The organism is Streptomyces sp. NPDC046197 (genome assembly GCF_040646295.1).
In the GTDB taxonomy this organism is placed as follows: domain Bacteria; phylum Actinomycetota; class Actinomycetes; order Streptomycetales; family Streptomycetaceae; genus Streptomyces.
This window is the reverse complement of record NZ_JBEYZY010000021.1, coordinates 52,908-69,762: the sequence shown is the minus strand read 5'-3', so window position 1 is coordinate 69,762 and position 16,855 is coordinate 52,908. Positions and strand designations below refer to the sequence as shown.

Sequence of the window (16,855 nt, the reverse complement as noted above, 5' to 3'; positions counted from 1 at the left end):
TGCCTTTTATTCAACAGTTGCGAGCGCGTGTGCGAAGAAACCCGCTCAATGCGGTGCGGGGGATCGGAGGTCTCGCCTGCGCCCTGCCAAGCGTGCTGCTCGGGCGGCGGAACGACCTGACCGGACGGGAGCTGAGTAGTTCCGAAGTAGTTCCGTTTCCGCCCGAACCCTGCGCACACCCCTTTTCCGCCATGGAATCCGCCGACCGAATGCACCAGCTCCGACCTGTGGTAACCATCGGTAAACCCGAGCGTCGGCCGAATTCGATCCCGGCGGCACCGAAACGGCGCCTTTCCGACGGCGCCTGGGCGCAGCCCGAAGCGCTGCGCCCAGGACGCGATGCCGGCGGTCGTCGCGTCAGAGGTCGCGGCCGAGGAGGAAGTCCGGCAGCGCCCGCAACTCCGCGGCGGCCGTCGCCTCCAGTGGCACGCCGGCCAGCGCCGCCTGCGCGGCGGCGACATGCCGACGGGCCTCGGCCAGTGCCGACGCGCGGCCACCGGCCGCCTCGATCAGCCCGGCCGCCTCGGCCGCGTCACCGTCCGACTCCAGGAGTACGCCAAGGCGCCGGGCCGCCGGACCGGACGCGTCGAGCGCGGCCAGGACCGGGAACGTCTTCTTGCGTTCGCGCAGATCGGCGTGGACCGGCTTGCCCGTGACGGCCGGGTCGCCCCACAGGCCGAGGACGTCGTCCACCACCTGGAAGGCGATCCCCAGATGCCGGCCGGCCCGGTCCAGCGCCTCGGCCGTCACCGGTGGCGCCCCGCCAAGCAGGGCGCCCAGCGCGGCCGCGCAGCCCAGCAGCGCGCCGGTCTTGTGCTCCGCCATCGCCCCGTACTCCTCCGGCCGCACCCGCTCCGGCCCCGTCCAGGGCCGGGAGGAGAACAACAGGTCGTCGGCCTGTCCGCGCACCAGGTCGGCGAGCGCGGCGGAGAGCACACGCAGGCCGCCCGCCCCGCCGGGGGCCGCGGCCAGCGTCTCGACGGCCAGCGCGAACAGGGCGTCGCCCGCGAGGACGGCCGGACCGGTGCCGTACGCCTTCCACACGGTGGGGCGGCGGCGCCGCGTCGCGTCCCCGTCCATGATGTCGTCGTGCAGCAACGAGAAGGTGTGCACGAGCTCGACGGCCACCGCCGCACAGACCCCGGCCCGGCCGGGTGCCCCGGCCGCCTCGGCCCCGAGCACCGCGAGCGCCTGTCGTACGCCCTTGCCGCCCGGTGCGGCGGTGAGTGCCCCGCCGACCTCGCACCAGCCGAAGGCGTATGCGGCCATCTCACCCACCCACGGGTGCAGCCGCCCCACGGCCTCCTCGAGCGCGGGCCGCACCAACGCCCGGCAGCGGTCGAGGACTTCGGGCGTGGCGACCGCCACCGGGAACGCCGGGGGCAGCGCCGTCATCGCACGACCTCCGCGTGGCACGCCGGGCCGGCGTCGCAGGGACCGTCGTGGTCCGTCCTCGCTGCCGCGACGCCGAACTCCTCCTGCGCCCGCGCCACCATCTCCCGCGCGTGCCGCAGGCCGATACGGTCCACCGTACGGGCCAGGTCGGCCAGTTCGGAGGCGGTCTCGGCGCGGTCGCGGCCCAGCCGGGCCAGGGACTTGGCGAGGCCGAGGCGGCAGAGCGCCTCACCGCGCGGCTCGCCGATGGCGCGGAACTCCCCGAGCGCCTGCTCGTACATCTTCCTCGCCTCGGCGTACCGCCCGGCGCGGTAGAGGACGTTGCCGCGCATCTTGTGGTTGTACGCCAGCGCGCTGGAGAGGTTCATGGCCCGGCAGGCCGCCTCCGCCTCGGAGAGCAGGGCGAGGGCCCGCCCGGTGTCCCCGTCACGCACGGACACGATGTCGGCGAGCCCGCGCAGCGCCCAGGCGTGGCCGCGCCGGTCGTCGGCGCGTGCGGCTATCTCGGCGGCCTCCTCGAACATGGCGTACGCGGTGTCGTACGACCCGGTGTTGCGGTGCATCTGCGCGATGCCCTCCAGCGCCCACACCGTGTGCCGTGCCTCGCCGCGCTTGCGGGCCTCGGCCAGCAACTGCTCGTGCAGCCGGCCGACGGCCTCGTAGTCGCCCTGGATGCGACCGGTCTCGGCGAGTCCGGCCAGCGAGTAGCCGCGGACCACGATGTCCCCGCCGCGTTCGCCGAGTTCGGCCGCGAGACCGAGCAGCCGCCAGGCCAGCGCGAAGGCCCCGCGCTGGCGGGCCAGGGTGCCGCCGCTCCACAGCGCCCAGGCCATCGCGGCCGTGTCCCCGGCCTCCCGGGCGGCCCGGTAGCTCGCCTTCCAGGCCCGGTCCGCCTCCCGCACCTGGCCGAGCCGGCGGTGCGCCTCCGCCACCGCCAGGCCGGAACGCGCCGCCTCGCCCTGCCGTCCGGCCCGCTCGGCGGCGGCCAACTGCTCTCTCCCGGCGGCCAGGACGTCGGTCAGGGAGGAGTTCACGGACAGGGAGGTGAGGGCGCCCTGGTACTCCGGGGCGAATGCCTTGCCGTACATGTGCACCTTTCTATACACGGCGTGTATACATATTGTGTATAGTGCGTCGGAAATCAGCCCTGGTCCGAAGGGGTCAGGGCTCAACTGCTGTTGTCGATCAAGACGCGGGTACCGGCGACGGGGTTGCCTGTGCGGCGCACATCACTGTGCGGGGCCCAACTCCTTCAGCGCTGCTGGGATTTCTGCGGTGTCGTCTCGCTGGGCCGTACGACGACATGGCCCTCGCCCTGCAGCATCAGCTGCACGGCCTCGCCGGAGCCGCCGCGCAGCATCGAGCCCAGGGACTGCGAACGGTGCAGCGACGTCTGGAGGTGGGCCGTCCAGCCGACGACCGCGTCCGTGTCGACGTACACCGGTTGCTGCGGTGACACCGGTATCACCAGCGGGTTGCCCTCGCACACCAGGCCCAGCCGGCCGTGCCCGGTGAACACGCTGTTGAACAGGCCGCCGCCCGCGACGCCCGAACCCTTCACCGCCTTGATCCGGTACACCAGCGAAGCGTCGAAGCACAGGACGTTGCGGCCGTTGACGGTGAACTCCTCGCCGGAGTCGACCTCGACGACGAAGCAGTTCTGGGCCTCGTGCGCGAACCAGGCCTCGCCCTGTCCGCGCACGGCCATCAGGGGCAGCCCCTCTCCGGTGACCGCACGTTTGAGCATGCCGCCCACGCCCTGCCCCTTGCGCTCGAACCTCAGGTCGCCGCGGTGGGCGACCATCGAGCCCTGACGGGCGAACATCTCGCCGTTCACCGTGTACTTCAGGCACTTGGCGTTCTCGACGGACATGCCCGGCGCGGTCGCGGGCTGCACCACGTGCTGACTGGAAAAGAGATCACCCTTCATGCGGGCATCCTGGCCCGGAGCGACTCCTTCCGCCAAGATCACAGAGAGAGATCGTTCTCCATGTCGTCGGTGAACGGGATCGCGCTGCGCACCTTCGCCTGCTTGCCGCAGAACGCCGACTCCAGCGCCCGCAGCATCGTCAGGTGCACGTTGGTGTTGTTGGAGGTGTTGGCGAGCGCGGTGAGGCTGCGCCGGCCGTCCTTGCTCGTGAACGCGTAGGTGTAGTAGCCCTGGACGGCGCCCGTGTGCCCGTACACCGACACCCCGCACGACAGGTCGCGGCGGCGCAGGCCGAGGCCGTACGCCTGGGCCGTGCCGGCCGGGATCCAGCGCTCCATCTGGGCCAGCTGCGCGGCCGGCAGCAGCCGTCCGCCGAGGAGCGCGGAGAGGAAGGTGTTCAGGTCGCGCGTGCTGGAGATGAGGGCGCCGGCGCTCTGCGCCCAGGACACCGTCTGGTCGGTCGCGTCCACCAGAGCGGCGCCCGCCTGGTCCGGAGTGAGATAGCCGTGCGCGTGCCGGCCCGGGATCTTCGTGTCCGGATGGACGTAGAAGGTGTCGGCCAGCTTCAGGGGTCTGATGATGCGGTTCTGGTACTCGGTCCGCACCGAGTGGCCCGTCAGCTTCTCGACGAGCATGCCGGCGACCACGAAGTTGGTGTTGGAGTAGGCGTAGACGGCGCCGGGCGCGTGGGTGCGCGGATGCTGCAGGGAGCGGGCCACCAGCTGGCGGTAGGTGAAGACCTTGGTGCGTACGGCCTCGAAGCCGGAGACGGTCTTGGCGAACATGTCGTTGGCGTAGTCGTACAGCCCGCTGCGGTGGCTGAGGATGTGCCGGACCGTGATCCGGTTGTCGGGCAGCAGGCCCGGCAGGTAGTGGTTGACGGAGGTGTCGAGGCTCAGCCTGCCTTCGGCGGCCAGTTGCAGCAGGACGACGGCGGAGAAGGTCTTGGTGACGCTGCCGATGCGGAAGCGGTCGGCCGTGTCCATCGCGTCCGCGGTCCTGCGGTCGGCGACCCCTTCCGTGGCCCGGTAGACCGTGGCGTGGTCGTTGAAGACCGTGCGGTGGTCGTCGATGCGCGCCATCGCGCCCGGGGCCCCCTGGGTCAGTGCCATGCGCAGAACGCGGCTCAGACCCGCCGTGTCCGGCACCGGCAGCGCGGTGGACGCCGCCGGGTCCGGCCGGCGGTCCAGCGCGTGGGCCGGCCCCGCCAGGAGGGCCAGCACCAGCGATCCGAGCACCGCACCCCTGCACACCGTTCGTGAGGCCATACGTTTCCTCTCCCGTCTCCGCCCGCGCGTTGTCCGTGCGAGATCGGTCACATTTGTGCGACGCAACCATCTCGCACTCCGTCACATCTCCACAGGCGACACACAGTTGGTCGCCCTTCGATCACTGAGTGGGGTGGATTGGCAAAGGATTGCCATGAAGTGCATGGAATGCGGCATTCTTGCTTTACATGGACATGACTGATCCATAAGGGTTCCATCCGGGGCCCGACCAGCCCCCATGGCGCCCAGCCGCGCCGTGTCTCGGGGGCGGTCGTGATTCCGGCCCCCCTTTCGAACGAAGGAACCCTCAAGAGTGCGTAGACCCCACATACGCAGCGTGGCGGTCGCCGTCGCGGTGACGACGGCCGCCACGGGCCTGGCCGGCACGGCGCTGGCCGCTCCCCGCGCGGGGGCGGACCACGCCGTGGCGTCCGCCGGCACCTCCGCCACTTCCGTGGTGGATGCCGCCCGCGCCGCCGCCTTCGCCCACGCGTCGGCGACCGGCGTCACCCGGGGAGACGACCTGCGGGCCCAGGACGTGATGCTCGACCCCGAGGGTGCGCGCCACGTCCGCTTCATCCGGACCCACCAGGGCATGCCGGTCCTCGGCGGCGACCTCGTCGTCCACCTCGACCGGAACCTGACGTACACCGGCGTCACCCGTGCCGCCGGCAAGGACGTCGAGCCCGCCACCACGGACGCCAAACTGACGCCCGAGCAGGCGGAGGCCAAGGCCGCCTCCGTCGCCAAGGGTGACGCGAGCGGTGCCCAGCTCGTGGTGGACGCCCGCGACGGCGCCTCCGCCCTCGCCTACCAGGTGCGGGTGACCGGCAGCGCCACCAGCGAGGACGCCGGATCCCGCACCGTCGTCGTCGACGCCGTCACCGGCAAGGTGCGCAGCAACACGCCCGACAGCGACGAGTTCCTCTCGCCCAAGCTGCTCGACACCCTGCGCGAGCGCGGCGAGACGCTCGATCCCGCCACCGGCAACGCCCCGCTGTCCGCCCTCGGCGCGACCCCCGCGGCCGGAGCCGTCAGCTACCCGAGGACCGCCACGGGCACCGGCTCCTCCCTCTTCCTGGGTACGGTCCCGCTGACCACCACTCAGACCGCCCGCGCCGGCTTCCTGCTGAAGGACCCGAGCCGCTACGGCACGGAGACGCGGGACGCCAAGAACCAGCTGCTGGAGAACTTCGCGCGGGGTACGAAGTTCACCAGCACGACGAACAAGTGGGGCAACGGCGCGGTCTCCAGCCGCGTCAGCGCAGCCGTCGACGCGCAGTACGGCGTCACCAAGACCCTGGACTTCTACCAGAAGACCTTCGGGCGCAAGGGCATCGCCAACAACAGCAAGGGTGCCCAGGCGATGGTCCACTTCGGGAAGAAGGTCCCCAACGCGTTCTGGGACCCGACGTGCAACTGCATGCTGTACGGCGACGGTGACGGGCAGCAGTTCAAGAAGCCGCTGGTCGTCCTCGACGTCACCGGCCACGAGCTCACCCACGGCGTGGTGGACGCCACCGCCAAGCTGGAGCCCACCTACGTGGACTCCGACGGCAACCAGTACGGCGAGCCGGGGGCGCTGAACGAGTCGCTGGCCGACATCTTCGGCTCCAACGTCGAGTTCTTCGCCAACAACCCCAAGAACCCGCCGAACTACCTCCTCGGCGAGAAGCTGGGACTGGCACAGAAGTTCCTGCGCCGCCTCGACCACCCGTCGCTCGACAAGCTCGAGCACACGATTGACTACTGGTCGCCCTCGGCGTACTACACCGAGGTCCACGCCGGCTCCGGCGTCTCCTCGCACGCGTACTACCTGCTCGCCGAGGGCAGCGGCCGCAAGACGATCGGCGGCTTCACCTACGACTCGCCCACCTACCACGGGCTGACGGTGAAGGGCATCGGCCGGACCAAGGCCACGGCGATCTTCTACCGGGCGCTGACCCGCTACATGGTCTCCTCGACCGACTTCCACAGCGCGCGCATCGCGACGCTGAAGGCGGCCAAGGACCTGTACGGCGCCGGCAGCACCGAGTACAAGACGGTGGACCGGGCCTGGGCCGCGGTCAACGTCACCGCGGCCAACACCCCGGCCCCCCGGCACTGACCGCAGCCGGCCGACGGTGACCGAAGGTGCCCCGCCCTGTGCGGGGCACCTTTCACGTCCGCCTCCGGCCGCTCGGGCGCTCGGCGCCCCGTGCTCAGCCCAGTGTGTCCGCCCAGTTGGCCGGGACCCGGTCCGCCGGGCCCGGCGCCGGCTGGTCCGCCGGGTGGCTGACCGGCGGGGCGAGCTGGGGCCCGGACCCGTACAGCTCGTTCGTGTCGTAGTTCCAGAACCATTCCTCGCCCGGTTCGAAGCTGCGGATCAGCGGGTGTCCGGTGGCCCGGTAGTGCGCCGTGGCGTGCTTGGCGGGGGAGTCGTCGCAGCAGCCGATGTGGCCGCACTGCGCGCAGCGGCGCAGATGGAACCACCAGCCGCCGGCCGCGTCGCACTCGACGCACCCGGTGCCGCTGGGCGGGACGCTGGGGTCGATTCCGGTGTCGCTGGTCATGCCGGTTCCTCGGAGGTGAGCGGGATGTCGTCGGCGTCCGTGACGGTGAGCGGGAGGAGGACCTGGAAGCGGGTGTCGCCCGGCACCGACTCCACCCGGAGGGTGCCGCGGTGCTTGTTGACGACGATCCGCCAGGAGATGTCCAGCCCGAGCCCGGTGCCCCGGCCGACCGGCTTGGTGGTGAAGAAGGGGTCGAAGATGCGGTCGCGGATCTCCGGCGGCACGCCGGGGCCGGAGTCCCGGAACTCCACCAGCAGCCGGTCGTCGTGCCGTGCCGTGCGCACGGTCAGCGTGCCCTCCCCGCCGGCGCCGTTGATGGCATCGACCGCGTTGTCGATCAGGTTGGTCCACACCTGGTTGAGCTCGGCGGGGTAGGCCGGGATCCGCGGCAGCGTGCGGTCGTACTGCTTGACCACCTTGATGCGCTGCCCGATCTTGCCCGACAGCATCAGCAGCGTGCTGTCCAGGAGTTCGTGGACGTCGGCGACCTGGTAGGGGGCGCGGTCCAGCTGCGAGTACTGCTTGGCGGCCTCGACGAGGTGGGAGATGCGGGTGGTGGAGTCCCCGATCTCGTCCATCAGCAGCTCCGTCTCCACCGTGTAGTTGAGCCACCCCACGGCCCCCGGCAGGATCTCCTCGTCCACGGCCGCCGCCACCTGCTCCAGCCAGTCCACGTCGAGGCCGCCCTGCACGAACGTGGGGGCGAGCTGCCAGCCATGGTCGATGCCGTGGTCCTCCAGCCACCCGGTGAGGGCGTCCTCCCGGTCGGTGGCCTCCAGAGGAGTCAACGCCGGGGCCTTGGCGACCCGTTCGGCCGTGCGCTCCTGGATCTCGATGAGGCCCGCCAGCGCATCACGGGAGAAGGATCCCTCGGTGATGACGGCGAGCTTGTGCCGCATCTTGACCACCCGCTCCCGCAGGGCCGCGGTGGCCCGTACGGCCGCGGCCGCGGGGTTGTTGAGCTCGTGGGTGAGCCCGGCGGACAACGAGCCGAGGGCCAGCAGCCGCTCCCGCTGTCCGATCGTGGCCTGCATGCTCTTCGAGCCGAAGAAGAGCCCCTCCAGCAGGTGCACCGCCATCGGGAACCACTCCTGCATGATGCTCGCGAACGTGTCCGCGGGCAGCACGAAGAACCGCGTGGGCTCGGTGACACGCATCGAGTTGTTGTAGACCTGCCGCACCCGGTCGCCGATGTAGGCCTGCATGGCGCCCGCGTACACCCCGCGCTGGGAGGTCCGGGTGACCTCCACGTCGTCGTTGCCCACGCGCCGGGAGAGCACGACCGTCCCCTCGATCATCACGTAGAAGCAGGTCGCGGGCTCGCCCTCGGCATACACCGGACCGGGCTCGAACCTCTCCACCCGCCCCTCGGCGCACAGCCGCCCCCGCTGCTCCGGCGAGAGTTTCTCGAACAGGAACAGCGAGGCGATCTCCTGCGGGCTGCACGGCACCGGCTGCCCGCTCACGACTGCTCCAGATAACGGTGGACGAGCATCACGGCCATGGCTCCCTCTCCGACGGCGGACGCGACGCGTTTGGCGGACTCGGCGCGCGCGTCGCCCGCCACGAACACGCCGGGCACGTTGGTCTCCAGGTGGTACGGCGGCCGGTCCAGCTCCCAGCCCGCGGGCGGCCGCCCGTCGGGGGTGAGGTCGGGCCCGGCCAGGATGAACCCGCGCTCGTCCCGCAGCACCGTGCCGCCCAGCCAGTCGGTCAGCGGGGCCGCCCCGATGAACACGAACATCCACTGCGCGTCGACGAGTTCTCTCTGCCCGGTCGCCATGTCGCGCAGCGTCAGCTTCTCCAGGTGCCCGGCACCGTGCGCCGCCTCGACGACCGTGCCGGTGCGCACCGAGATGTTGTGGGTCTCGGAGATCTGCTGGATCAGGTAGTACGACATCGACGCCGACAGCGACGGGCCCCGCACCAGCAGCGTGACCGACTTGGCGCCCCGGGACAGGTACATCGCCGCCTGCCCCGCGGAGTTGGCGCCGCCGACGACGTACACGTCGTGGCCCTGGCAGGCGGGCGCCTCCGTGAGAGCCGAGCCGTAGTACACGCCGCAGCCCGTCAGGTCCTCCAGGCCGGGCGCCAGGAGCTGGCGGTAGGACACACCCGTCGCGAGGATCACGCTGTGCGCGGCGACCGCCGAGCCGTCCGAGAACCGCACGGTCCGTGCCGCGCCGTTGATCTCCAGGCCCGTCACCTCGCGCGCGGTGAGGATCTCCGCGCCGAACTTCGCCGCCTGCCGGCGCGCCCGGTCGGTCAGCTGGGCGCCCGAGACGCCGTCCGGGAAGCCGAGGTAGTTCTCGATCCGCGAGCTCTGCCCCGCCTGGCCGCCGGTCGCCGAACGTTCCACGAGTACCGTCCGCAGTCCCTCGGAGGCCCCGTACACGGCCGCGCCGAGTCCGGCCGGACCGCCGCCGATCACGACGAGGTCGTAGAAGTCGGCCGTCGGTGTCGTCGCCAGCCCCACGCGGGCCGCGAGCTCCGGCGCCTCGGGCTCGATCAGGGGAGTGCCGTCCGGCGTGACGACCAGCGGCAGCCGCTGGGCGTCCTGCCCGGCGGCCGCCAGCAGCCGCCTGCCCTCCGGCTCGTCGGCGGAGTACCAGCGGTAGGGCACCTGGTTGCGGGCCAGGAACTCCCGCACCTGCGAGGACCGAGCCGACCAGCGGTGCCCGACCACCTTGGTGCTGGGCACCGGGCGGTAGTCGCTGGTCCGCCAGGCGTCCAGCAGGTCGTCCAGTACCGGGTAGAGCTTCTCCTCGGGCGGATCCCACGGCTTGAGCAGGTAGTGGTCCAGGTCGACGACGTTGATCGCGTCGATCGCCGCGCTGGTGTCCGCGTACGCGGTCAGCAGCACCCGCCGCGCGCCCGGATACACGTCCAGGGCCTGTTCCAGGAACTCGATGCCGTTCATCAGGGGCATGCGGTAGTCGGCCAGGATCACGGCCACCAGGTCGCCGCGCAGCTTCAGCTCGCGCAGCGCGTCCAGGGCCGACTCACCGGACTCCGCGCGTACGATCCGGTACGACTCGCCGTAGCGGCGCCTGAGGTCGCGGGCGACGGCACGGGAGACCCCCGGATCGTCGTCCACGGTCATGATGACGGTCCGCGCTGCCTCCGCGGCCTGTGCCATACGTCTCCCACCCCGAGCGGTCGGATCGGCGCCACGGTGCACGTCGTCACCGCGCCGGCTCCCGCCCATCGTATGTTCGATCGTCCGGCTTCGCCGGGGTAAGCGGCAGACCCCGGGTTCAGTCCGTCCGCCGGGACCGGAGCACGCAGAACTCGTTGTGACCTGCTCCCGCTCAAAGGTCATGTGCCGGCGGCCTACTCGAAGATCGTGGAGGAACTGTGGGGAAGACTGGACGGGACGGCGACACAGGGAGGCACACGGCATGACGCGTCCGATCACGGCAGGGGTGGACGGATCGGAGGAGAGCCTGGCCGCGCTGGCGTGGGCGGGCCGGGAGGCCGTGCGCCGCGGGCTGCCGCTGCGCGTGGTGCACGCCTGGCGGTTCCAGGCGCACGACGCGTTCGACGTGGGCGAGCGGGAAACGCAGGAGCAGTGGGTGCGGGACGCGATCGCCGGCGCCGTGCGCACCCTCGTCGAGCGCCACCCGGACCTGGCCGTGACCACCGACGTCGTGGAGGACGGCGCCGCGGGCGTGCTGGTCGCCGCAGCGGCGGACGCGCAGATGCTGGTGCTCGGCTCGCGTGGCCAGGGACCGCTGGTCGGCTTCCTGCTCGGCTCCGTCGGACAGCAGGTGATCGCCGACAGCGGGCGGCCCGTCGTCCTGGTGCGCGCCGGGGACGAGCCCGCCGCGGAGGCCGGGGGCCGCGAGATCGTCGTGGGCCAGCACGGGGAACCCGAGGACAGCGCGGCGGTGCTCGGCTTCGCGTTCGAGACGGCGGCCGCCCGGGGCGCCACCGTCCGGGCCGTGCGGGCCTGGAGTCTGCCGCCGGTGTTCGCCTACAGTCCCGGCTCGCTCAGGCTGCTGGACGAGGCCGGGGGCCTGGAGCCGTACGAGAAAAAAGCGCTGGCCGCCGCGGTGCAGCCGTGGCGGGAACGCTTCCCGGACGTCCCCGTCGTCGAGCACGTCGAGCTGGGCAGCGCGGGCCAGGTGCTGCTGTCGTCGGCCGGGCACGCCCAGCTCCTGGTCGTGGGGCGCCGCGCCCACCGTACGGCGGTGGGCGCGCGGATCGGCTCGGTGGCGCACGGAATGCTGCACCACGCGACCTGCCCGGTGGCCGTCGTGCCGCACACGTGAGTCAGTCCGGCAGCGGCCGCAGCGGCTCGCGTGCCTTCGGCAGGATGCTCCTGACGTAGTCCTCGACCGCCGTGTCCAGGCCTATGTCGTGCTGCGCCCGCTCGGACAGGTACCAGCGGTGTTCGAGGAGCTGGTGGTACAGCTCGGCGGGGTCCATGGCGCCGCGCAGCTCGCGGGGCACGGCCCGCACGGTCGGCCGGAACACCTCCCGCACCCAGCGGTGGGCGAGCACCTCCGGGCGGGCGGCGAGCTGATCGTCGCCGGGCGCGTAGTCGTCCTGGGTGGCGATCCAGCTCTCCAGGTCGTTGAGCAGCCGCCGCGCCTGGTTCTCCTCCGTGTCCAGGCCGGTCAGACGCAGCAGCTGCCGCTGGTGGTGGCCGGCGTCGACGACCTTGGGCACGAACGTGACCGTGTCGCCGGTCGAGGAGTGCTCGATCTGCATCTCGGCGACGTCGAAGCCGAGGTCGTTCAGCCGCCGTATCCGGCGCTCGATGTAGTGGTACTTGCCGGCCGGGTACACGGACGTGCGGGTGAGTTCCTGCCACAGGCCCCGGTAGCGGGCGCAGATCTCGGTGCCGAACTCGATCGGGTCCACCGAGGGGTGCAGCGCACCGGAGGCCTCCAGGTCCAGCAGTTCGCCGCTGATGTTCACGCGGGCCAGATCGAGGTCGTACTCGCGCTGCCCGTTGCTCAGCCGCGGGTGCAGCTCGCCGGTCTCCGCGTCGACCAGGTATGCCGCGTAGGCGCCCGCGTCGCGCCGGAAGAGTGTGTTGGACAGCGAGCAGTCGCCCCAGGCGAACCCCGTGAGGTGCAGCCGCACCAGCAGTACGGCGAGCGCGTCCATCAGGCGGTGCATGGTGGCCGGGCGCAGCGTCGTCTCGAACATCGAGCGGTACGGCATCGAGCCGCCCAGGTGCCGGGTGATCAGCACCGGCTCCAGGGGTCCGCCGGCCCGGTCGGCGCGCCCGGTCACCACGGCCAGGGCGTCCACCGCGGGAATGCCGAGCCGGTCCAGGTCGCGCAGCAGTTCGTACTCCCGCAGCGCCGGCCGCTCGGCGAGCTCCTTGACGGCGATCACCTCGTCGCCGGCGCGGGCATAGCGCACCACGTGCCGGGAGATGCCGCGGGGGAGCGGCACGAGGTACTCCTCGGGCCACTGCTCCAGCGGCAGGTCCCACGGCAGTTCCAGCAGGAGCGCGGGGTGTTCCGGGTTCGTGGCGCTGATCTGCAAGCCCATGGAGGGAACCCTAGAGCGCGAGTTCCCGCGCCCGCTGCGCGGCCTGCTTGACGGAACCTCGGTGCACGGGCCCGTGACCGGGCAGCAGCACGTCGCCGTCGAGGGCTTCGAGAGCCTCCAGCGAGGTCAGTGCCTGGGCCCGTTCGTGGTGGAACATGTCCGGCAGCAGCTGCGGTCCCTGGATCCGCGAGGTGGGGTGGCCGCTGACCAGGGCGTCGCCGGAGATCACCACTCCGGTGTCCCGCAGGTGGAAGACGGCGTGGCCCAGGGTGTGGCCCGGCGTGTGAACGGGCACGGGCCGTCCGGGCAGATCCAGCGGGCCCTCGGCCGGGAACGGTTCGGGTGCGGCGACCGGGTGCTGCTCGGTGCCGCCGGAGCGGATCGCATGCACCACCCAGGGCAGCACGCCCGGCCGCCAGCCGTTGCGCAGCACCTGCCCGACGGACACCTGGTGCAGGAACTCCCTTCGGGCGTGCGGCACTTCGTCCTCGTGCAGGTGCACCGGAGTGCCGTAGGTGCCGCGCAGGTACTCGGCGGAGCCCAGGTGGTCGTTGTGGGCGTGGGTGATCAGCACGGCCACCACCGCCTCGGGTGAAGTGCCCACCGCGGCCAGCGAGTCCAGCAGTTGCCCGCGGTCCCCGGGATAGCCGGTGTCGATCAGTGTGGCCGCGTCCCCTTCCGTCAGGATCACCCAGTTGGTGTTGCTGCCGTGCACCAGGTAGGTGCCGTCGGCCACTTGCTGAACGTCCGCCCGCATCGATCTCCCCGCATCCACGTGGCTGCCCGACAGGGACAGCCAACCAGACGCGGCCCGGCCCGCGGAGCGCGGGGAGGTGAAGTGGCCATGAAGTCCCCCGCGACGGCCGACGTGCACACCGCTCGCGGGCAGCCGGCGCGCAGGCCGGCCGGACCGCCGCCTCAACGGACCCCGGCCGGACGGAACTGGATGCTGATCCTCGGCCCCGTGGCCCGCGCGGTCTTGGGAACGCAGTGCTCCCAGGTGCGCTGGCAGGAGCCGCCCATCACGATCAGGTCGCCGTGTCCCAGCGGCCGCCGCACCGTCGTCCCGCCGCCCCGGGCCGGCCGAAGCAGCAGGTCGCGTGGTGCGCCCACCGAGAGGATCGCGACCATCGTGTCCTCGCGTGCGCCCCGCCCGATCCGGTCGCCGTGCCAGGCGACGCTGTCCCTGCCGTCGCGGTAGTAGCACAGCCCGGCCGTGGTGAAGGGCTCGCCCAGCTCGCCGGCGTAGTGCGCGGACAGCGCCTCGCGGGCTTCGACGAGCACCGGCTGCGGCAACGGGTCGGCCGCACCGTAGTGGGCGAGCAGGCGCGGCACGGCCACGACGTTGTCGTACATCTTCCGGCGCTCCGCACGCCACGGCACCTCGGCGGCCAGCTGCTCGAACAGGGCGTCGGCACCGCTCAGCCAGCCCGGCAGCACGTCGAGCCAGGCGCCCAGGCCGAGCTCGGTGCGGTGCAGCCCGTCGAGCGGACCGAGCCGGAGTTCGTCGGTCTGGTCGAAGAGGGAGCCCTGGAGATGGTGCGCGGTCATGCGTCCAGCGTACTCCTGAATCGAAAACTTGTTCCTATTAGATATTCGTGGTCCGCAACCCCTGTTGGATACATCTGTGTATCGGATACGTTCGTGTATCGAAAGGGAGGTCGGGCATGACGGCGGAGGGTACGGCGCGGCGCGTCACGAAGCGCCGGGTGCGGACGCGGGCCAGGCTGCTCGACGCCGCGTTCGCGGTGTTCGCCGCCAAGGGATTCGGCCGGGTGTCGATCGAGGAGGTCTGCGAGGCCGCGGGCTACAGCAGGGGCGCCTTCTACTCCAACTTCGCCACCCTCGACGAGCTGTTCTTCGCGCTCTACCAGGAACGGGCGGAGCTGATCGCGGAGCAGGTCTCCGGGGCACTCGCGCTCGACGGACCGGACCTCGACGTGCACGCCGCGGTCGACCGGGTCACCGACGTGCTCCTCCTCGACCTGGAGTGGCTCCTGGTCAAGACCGACTTCCTGGTGCACGCCGCCCGCGATCCGGGCGTGGCAAGGACCCTGCTGGACCACCGGGCGCGGCTGCGCCGGGCCGTCGCGGACCGGCTGTCCCGGGCCCGGGGCCACACCGAACTTCCCGCCGTGCTGGGCGACGTGGAGGATGCCGCCCGCGCGGTCGTCGCCGCGTACGACGGAGTCACCACCCAACTGCTGCTCGACAAGGACGTCGAGGCCGCCCGCGCGTGGCTGAGGCAGCTGCTCACCGCGCTGCTCACCGACGGCGCCGGCCCCGTATGAGGAACCGAGGAAGGAAGAAGTCGCCATGGACGCGGACGTCATCGTCGTCGGAGCGGGCCTCGCGGGCCTGGTCGCCGCGCACGAGCTGACCAGCCGGGGCCGCAGGGTCGCCCTCGTCGACCAGGAGAACGCCGCCAACCTCGGCGGGCAGGCGTACTGGTCCTTCGGCGGGCTGTTCCTCGTGGACTCCCCCGAGCAGCGCCGCCTCGGCATCAAGGACTCCTTCGAACTGGCCTGGAACGACTGGCAGGGCAGCGCCCGGTTCGACCGGCTCGACGACGAGGACTCGTGGGCCGTGCGCTGGGCGCGCGCCTACGTCGAGTTCGCGGCGGGGGAGAAGCGGTCCTGGCTGGAACAGCACGGCATCACGCTGCTGCCCACGGTCGGCTGGGCCGAGCGCGGCGACCTGCGAGCCGACGGCCACGGCAACTCCGTACCGCGCTTCCACATCGCCTGGGGCACCGGCACGGGCGTAGTGGAGCCGTTCGTCGAACGCGCCGGACAGGCCGCGCGGGACGGGCTGCTCACCTTCCACCACCGCCACCGGGTGGACGAGCTCGTCATCGAGGGCGGCGCGGCGCGTGGAGTGCGCGGCACGGTCCTGGCCGCCGACGACTCCCCCCGCGCAGTGGCCTCCAGCCGTGACGCCGTCGGCGAGTTCGAACTGACCGCCCAGGCCGTGATCGTCACCAGCGGCGGCATCGGCGCCAACCACGACATCGTCCGCCGCTACTGGCCCGCGCGTCTCGGCACCCCGCCGGCGCAGATGGTCACGGGCGTCCCCGCGTACGTCGACGGCCGCATGCTCGACATCAGCGCCGAGGCGGGCGTCCGGCTGGTCAACCGCGACCGCATGTGGCACTACACCGAGGGTCTGCAGAACTGGAACCCCATCTGGCCGGGCCACGGCATCCGCATCCTGCCCGGCCCGTCCTCCATCTGGCTCGACGCCCTCGGCCGCCGCCTGCCCGACCCGTGCCTGCCCGGCTACGACACGCTCGGCACCCTCAAACACCTGCGCACCACCGAGGACATCGCGGGCCACGACCACTCCTGGTTCGTGCTGACCCGCAAGATCGTCGAGAAGGAGTTCGCGCTGTCGGGCTCCGAGCAGAACCCCGACATCACCGCCAAGGACCGCAGGGCGGTACTGCGGGACCGGCTGCTGGGCAAGGGCGCGCCCGGCCCCGTGCAGGACTTCCTGCGGCACGGCGCGGACTTCGTGATCGCGGACACCCTGGAGCGGCTCGTCGAGAAGATGAACGGGCTGACCGGCAAACCGCTCTTGGACGCCGCGGCCGTACGCCGCCAGATCGAGGCGCGCGACCTGCAGATCACCAACCCGTACAGCAAGGACACCCAGGTCCAGGGCATCCGCAACGCCCGCCGCTACATCGGCGACCGCCTCGGCCGGGTCGCCGCCCCGCACCGCATCCTCGACCCGGCGGCCGGACCGCTCATCGGCGTCAGACTGCACATCCTCACCCGCAAGACCCTCGGCGGCATCCAGACCGACCTCGACTCCCGCGCCCTCGGCGCCGACGGGCGGCCCGTCGACGGCCTCTACGCGGCCGGGGAGGTGGCCGGCTTCGGGGGCGGTGGCGTCCACGGCTACAACGCGCTGGAGGGCACCTTCCTCGGTGGCTGCCTGTTCTCGGGGCGCGCGGCGGGGCGGGCCGCGGCGGGGCAGACCGGCTGACCCGGTGCGGCATCCCGCCCTGCCCCGAGCAGCCCGCCGTTGAACAGTCCGCCGTTCCCGAAATGGGCAGTCGGATGCGGCCATGCGCAAACCGAAATAGGATGAACCGGGTAGGTAGGGGTCAGCTGTGGCGGGCGCGCCGACGCGCCGCCTCGCCCGACGGGGAAAGGTCTTCGCTCCGGGCAGGAGGGAACTGCCCGACCCGGTCG

The 16,855-nt window shown here is 71.9% G+C and carries 14 protein-coding genes; 4 read left to right on the top strand and 10 right to left on the bottom strand.

What is annotated here, in order from left to right; all coding sequences use genetic code 11:
• Nucleotides 1-357 precede the first annotated feature (357 nt).
• From AB0A61_RS26850 to AB0A61_RS26835, 4 genes are all read right to left on the bottom strand, one after another.
• Nucleotides 358-1,395 carry a polyprenyl synthetase family protein gene (locus AB0A61_RS26850; protein ID WP_361297254.1) on the bottom strand — a complete coding sequence of 346 codons (1,038 nt, stop codon included), beginning with the start codon at nucleotides 1,393-1,395 and terminating at the stop codon, nucleotides 358-360.
• A complete protein-coding gene (locus AB0A61_RS26845; protein WP_361297251.1) occupies nucleotides 1,392-2,483 on the bottom strand; it encodes a tetratricopeptide repeat protein in 1,092 nt (363 codons plus the stop codon). The genes AB0A61_RS26850 and AB0A61_RS26845 overlap by 4 nt, the downstream gene beginning before the upstream one ends.
• Nucleotides 2,484-2,647: 164 nt before the next feature.
• Nucleotides 2,648-3,325, bottom strand: a complete 678-nt coding sequence (locus AB0A61_RS26840; protein WP_361297248.1) for an AIM24 family protein — start codon at nucleotides 3,323-3,325, stop codon at nucleotides 2,648-2,650.
• Nucleotides 3,326-3,363: 38 nt separating this feature from the next.
• The gene (locus AB0A61_RS26835) at nucleotides 3,364-4,593 is read right to left on the bottom strand and encodes a serine hydrolase domain-containing protein (protein WP_361297245.1); all 1,230 of its coding nucleotides are present in this window, start codon (nucleotides 4,591-4,593) and stop codon (nucleotides 3,364-3,366) included.
• A gap of 313 nt (nucleotides 4,594-4,906) precedes the next feature.
• Between AB0A61_RS26835 and AB0A61_RS26830 the strand changes: the two genes are divergently transcribed.
• On the top strand, nucleotides 4,907-6,700 hold the full coding sequence (locus AB0A61_RS26830) for a M4 family metallopeptidase (RefSeq protein ID WP_361297242.1): 1,794 nt from the start codon (nucleotides 4,907-4,909) through the stop codon (nucleotides 6,698-6,700).
• A gap of 94 nt (nucleotides 6,701-6,794) precedes the next feature.
• On the opposite strand, the gene AB0A61_RS26825 is transcribed toward AB0A61_RS26830, so the two are convergent.
• From AB0A61_RS26825 to AB0A61_RS26815, 3 genes are read right to left on the bottom strand one after another with little or no spacing between them, the layout of a single operon-like run.
• Nucleotides 6,795-7,145, bottom strand: coding sequence for a UBP-type zinc finger domain-containing protein (locus tag AB0A61_RS26825; RefSeq protein ID WP_361297239.1), 351 nt, complete (start codon nucleotides 7,143-7,145; stop codon nucleotides 6,795-6,797).
• On the bottom strand, nucleotides 7,142-8,611 hold the full coding sequence (locus AB0A61_RS26820; protein WP_361297236.1) for an ATP-binding protein: 1,470 nt from the start codon (nucleotides 8,609-8,611) through the stop codon (nucleotides 7,142-7,144). The genes AB0A61_RS26825 and AB0A61_RS26820 overlap by 4 nt, the downstream gene beginning before the upstream one ends.
• A complete protein-coding gene (locus tag AB0A61_RS26815) occupies nucleotides 8,608-10,284 on the bottom strand; it encodes an FAD-dependent oxidoreductase (protein WP_361297233.1) in 1,677 nt (558 codons plus the stop codon). The genes AB0A61_RS26820 and AB0A61_RS26815 overlap by 4 nt, the downstream gene beginning before the upstream one ends.
• A gap of 262 nt (nucleotides 10,285-10,546) precedes the next feature.
• On the opposite strand from AB0A61_RS26815, the gene AB0A61_RS26810 reads away from it, so the two are divergent.
• Nucleotides 10,547-11,419 (top strand): universal stress protein, encoded by an 873-nt coding sequence (locus tag AB0A61_RS26810; protein WP_361297230.1) that lies wholly within the window; start codon nucleotides 10,547-10,549, stop codon nucleotides 11,417-11,419.
• 1 nt (nucleotide 11,420) lies between these two features.
• Here the strand turns inward: AB0A61_RS26810 and AB0A61_RS26805 are convergent, their stop codons facing one another.
• From AB0A61_RS26805 to AB0A61_RS26795, 3 genes are all read right to left on the bottom strand, one after another.
• Nucleotides 11,421-12,656, bottom strand: coding sequence for a DUF4032 domain-containing protein (locus AB0A61_RS26805; RefSeq protein WP_361297227.1), 1,236 nt, complete (start codon nucleotides 12,654-12,656; stop codon nucleotides 11,421-11,423).
• A gap of 10 nt (nucleotides 12,657-12,666) precedes the next feature.
• Entirely contained in the window at nucleotides 12,667-13,413 is a 747-nt protein-coding gene (locus tag AB0A61_RS26800; protein ID WP_361297225.1) for an MBL fold metallo-hydrolase, read from the bottom strand.
• A 161-nt stretch (nucleotides 13,414-13,574) separates the two neighbouring features.
• On the bottom strand, nucleotides 13,575-14,207 hold the full coding sequence (locus AB0A61_RS26795) for an alpha-ketoglutarate-dependent dioxygenase AlkB (protein WP_361297222.1): 633 nt from the start codon (nucleotides 14,205-14,207) through the stop codon (nucleotides 13,575-13,577).
• A 116-nt stretch (nucleotides 14,208-14,323) separates the two neighbouring features.
• Between AB0A61_RS26795 and AB0A61_RS26790 the strand changes: the two genes are divergently transcribed.
• Complete coding sequence (locus AB0A61_RS26790) at nucleotides 14,324-14,947, top strand: TetR/AcrR family transcriptional regulator (protein ID WP_361297219.1); 624 nt, start codon at nucleotides 14,324-14,326, stop codon at nucleotides 14,945-14,947.
• Between the two features lie 25 nt (nucleotides 14,948-14,972).
• On the top strand, nucleotides 14,973-16,646 hold the full coding sequence (locus AB0A61_RS26785; protein ID WP_361297216.1) for an FAD-binding dehydrogenase: 1,674 nt from the start codon (nucleotides 14,973-14,975) through the stop codon (nucleotides 16,644-16,646).
• Nucleotides 16,647-16,855: the final 209 nt, after the last annotated feature.

Bases quoted from the DNA above. Each gene is read 5' to 3' on its own strand.
- AB0A61_RS26810 (WP_361297230.1), top strand. From the start codon at position 10,547: ATGACGCGTCCGATCACGGCAGGGGTGGACGGATCGGAGGAGAGCCTG.
- AB0A61_RS26835 (WP_361297245.1), bottom strand. From the start codon at position 4,593: ATGGCCTCACGAACGGTGTGCAGGGGTGCGGTGCTCGGATCGCTGGTG.
- AB0A61_RS26840 (WP_361297248.1), bottom strand. From the start codon at position 3,325: ATGAAGGGTGATCTCTTTTCCAGTCAGCACGTGGTGCAGCCCGCGACC.
- AB0A61_RS26795 (WP_361297222.1), bottom strand. From the start codon at position 14,207: ATGACCGCGCACCATCTCCAGGGCTCCCTCTTCGACCAGACCGACGAA.
- AB0A61_RS26850 (WP_361297254.1), bottom strand. From the start codon at position 1,395: ATGACGGCGCTGCCCCCGGCGTTCCCGGTGGCGGTCGCCACGCCCGAA.
- AB0A61_RS26805 (WP_361297227.1), bottom strand. From the start codon at position 12,656: ATGGGCTTGCAGATCAGCGCCACGAACCCGGAACACCCCGCGCTCCTG.
- AB0A61_RS26845 (WP_361297251.1), bottom strand. From the start codon at position 2,483: ATGTACGGCAAGGCATTCGCCCCGGAGTACCAGGGCGCCCTCACCTCC.
- AB0A61_RS26825 (WP_361297239.1), bottom strand. From the start codon at position 7,145: ATGACCAGCGACACCGGAATCGACCCCAGCGTCCCGCCCAGCGGCACC.
- AB0A61_RS26790 (WP_361297219.1), top strand. From the start codon at position 14,324: ATGACGGCGGAGGGTACGGCGCGGCGCGTCACGAAGCGCCGGGTGCGG.
- AB0A61_RS26815 (WP_361297233.1), bottom strand. From the start codon at position 10,284: ATGGCACAGGCCGCGGAGGCAGCGCGGACCGTCATCATGACCGTGGAC.
- AB0A61_RS26785 (WP_361297216.1), top strand. From the start codon at position 14,973: ATGGACGCGGACGTCATCGTCGTCGGAGCGGGCCTCGCGGGCCTGGTC.
- AB0A61_RS26800 (WP_361297225.1), bottom strand. From the start codon at position 13,413: ATGCGGGCGGACGTTCAGCAAGTGGCCGACGGCACCTACCTGGTGCAC.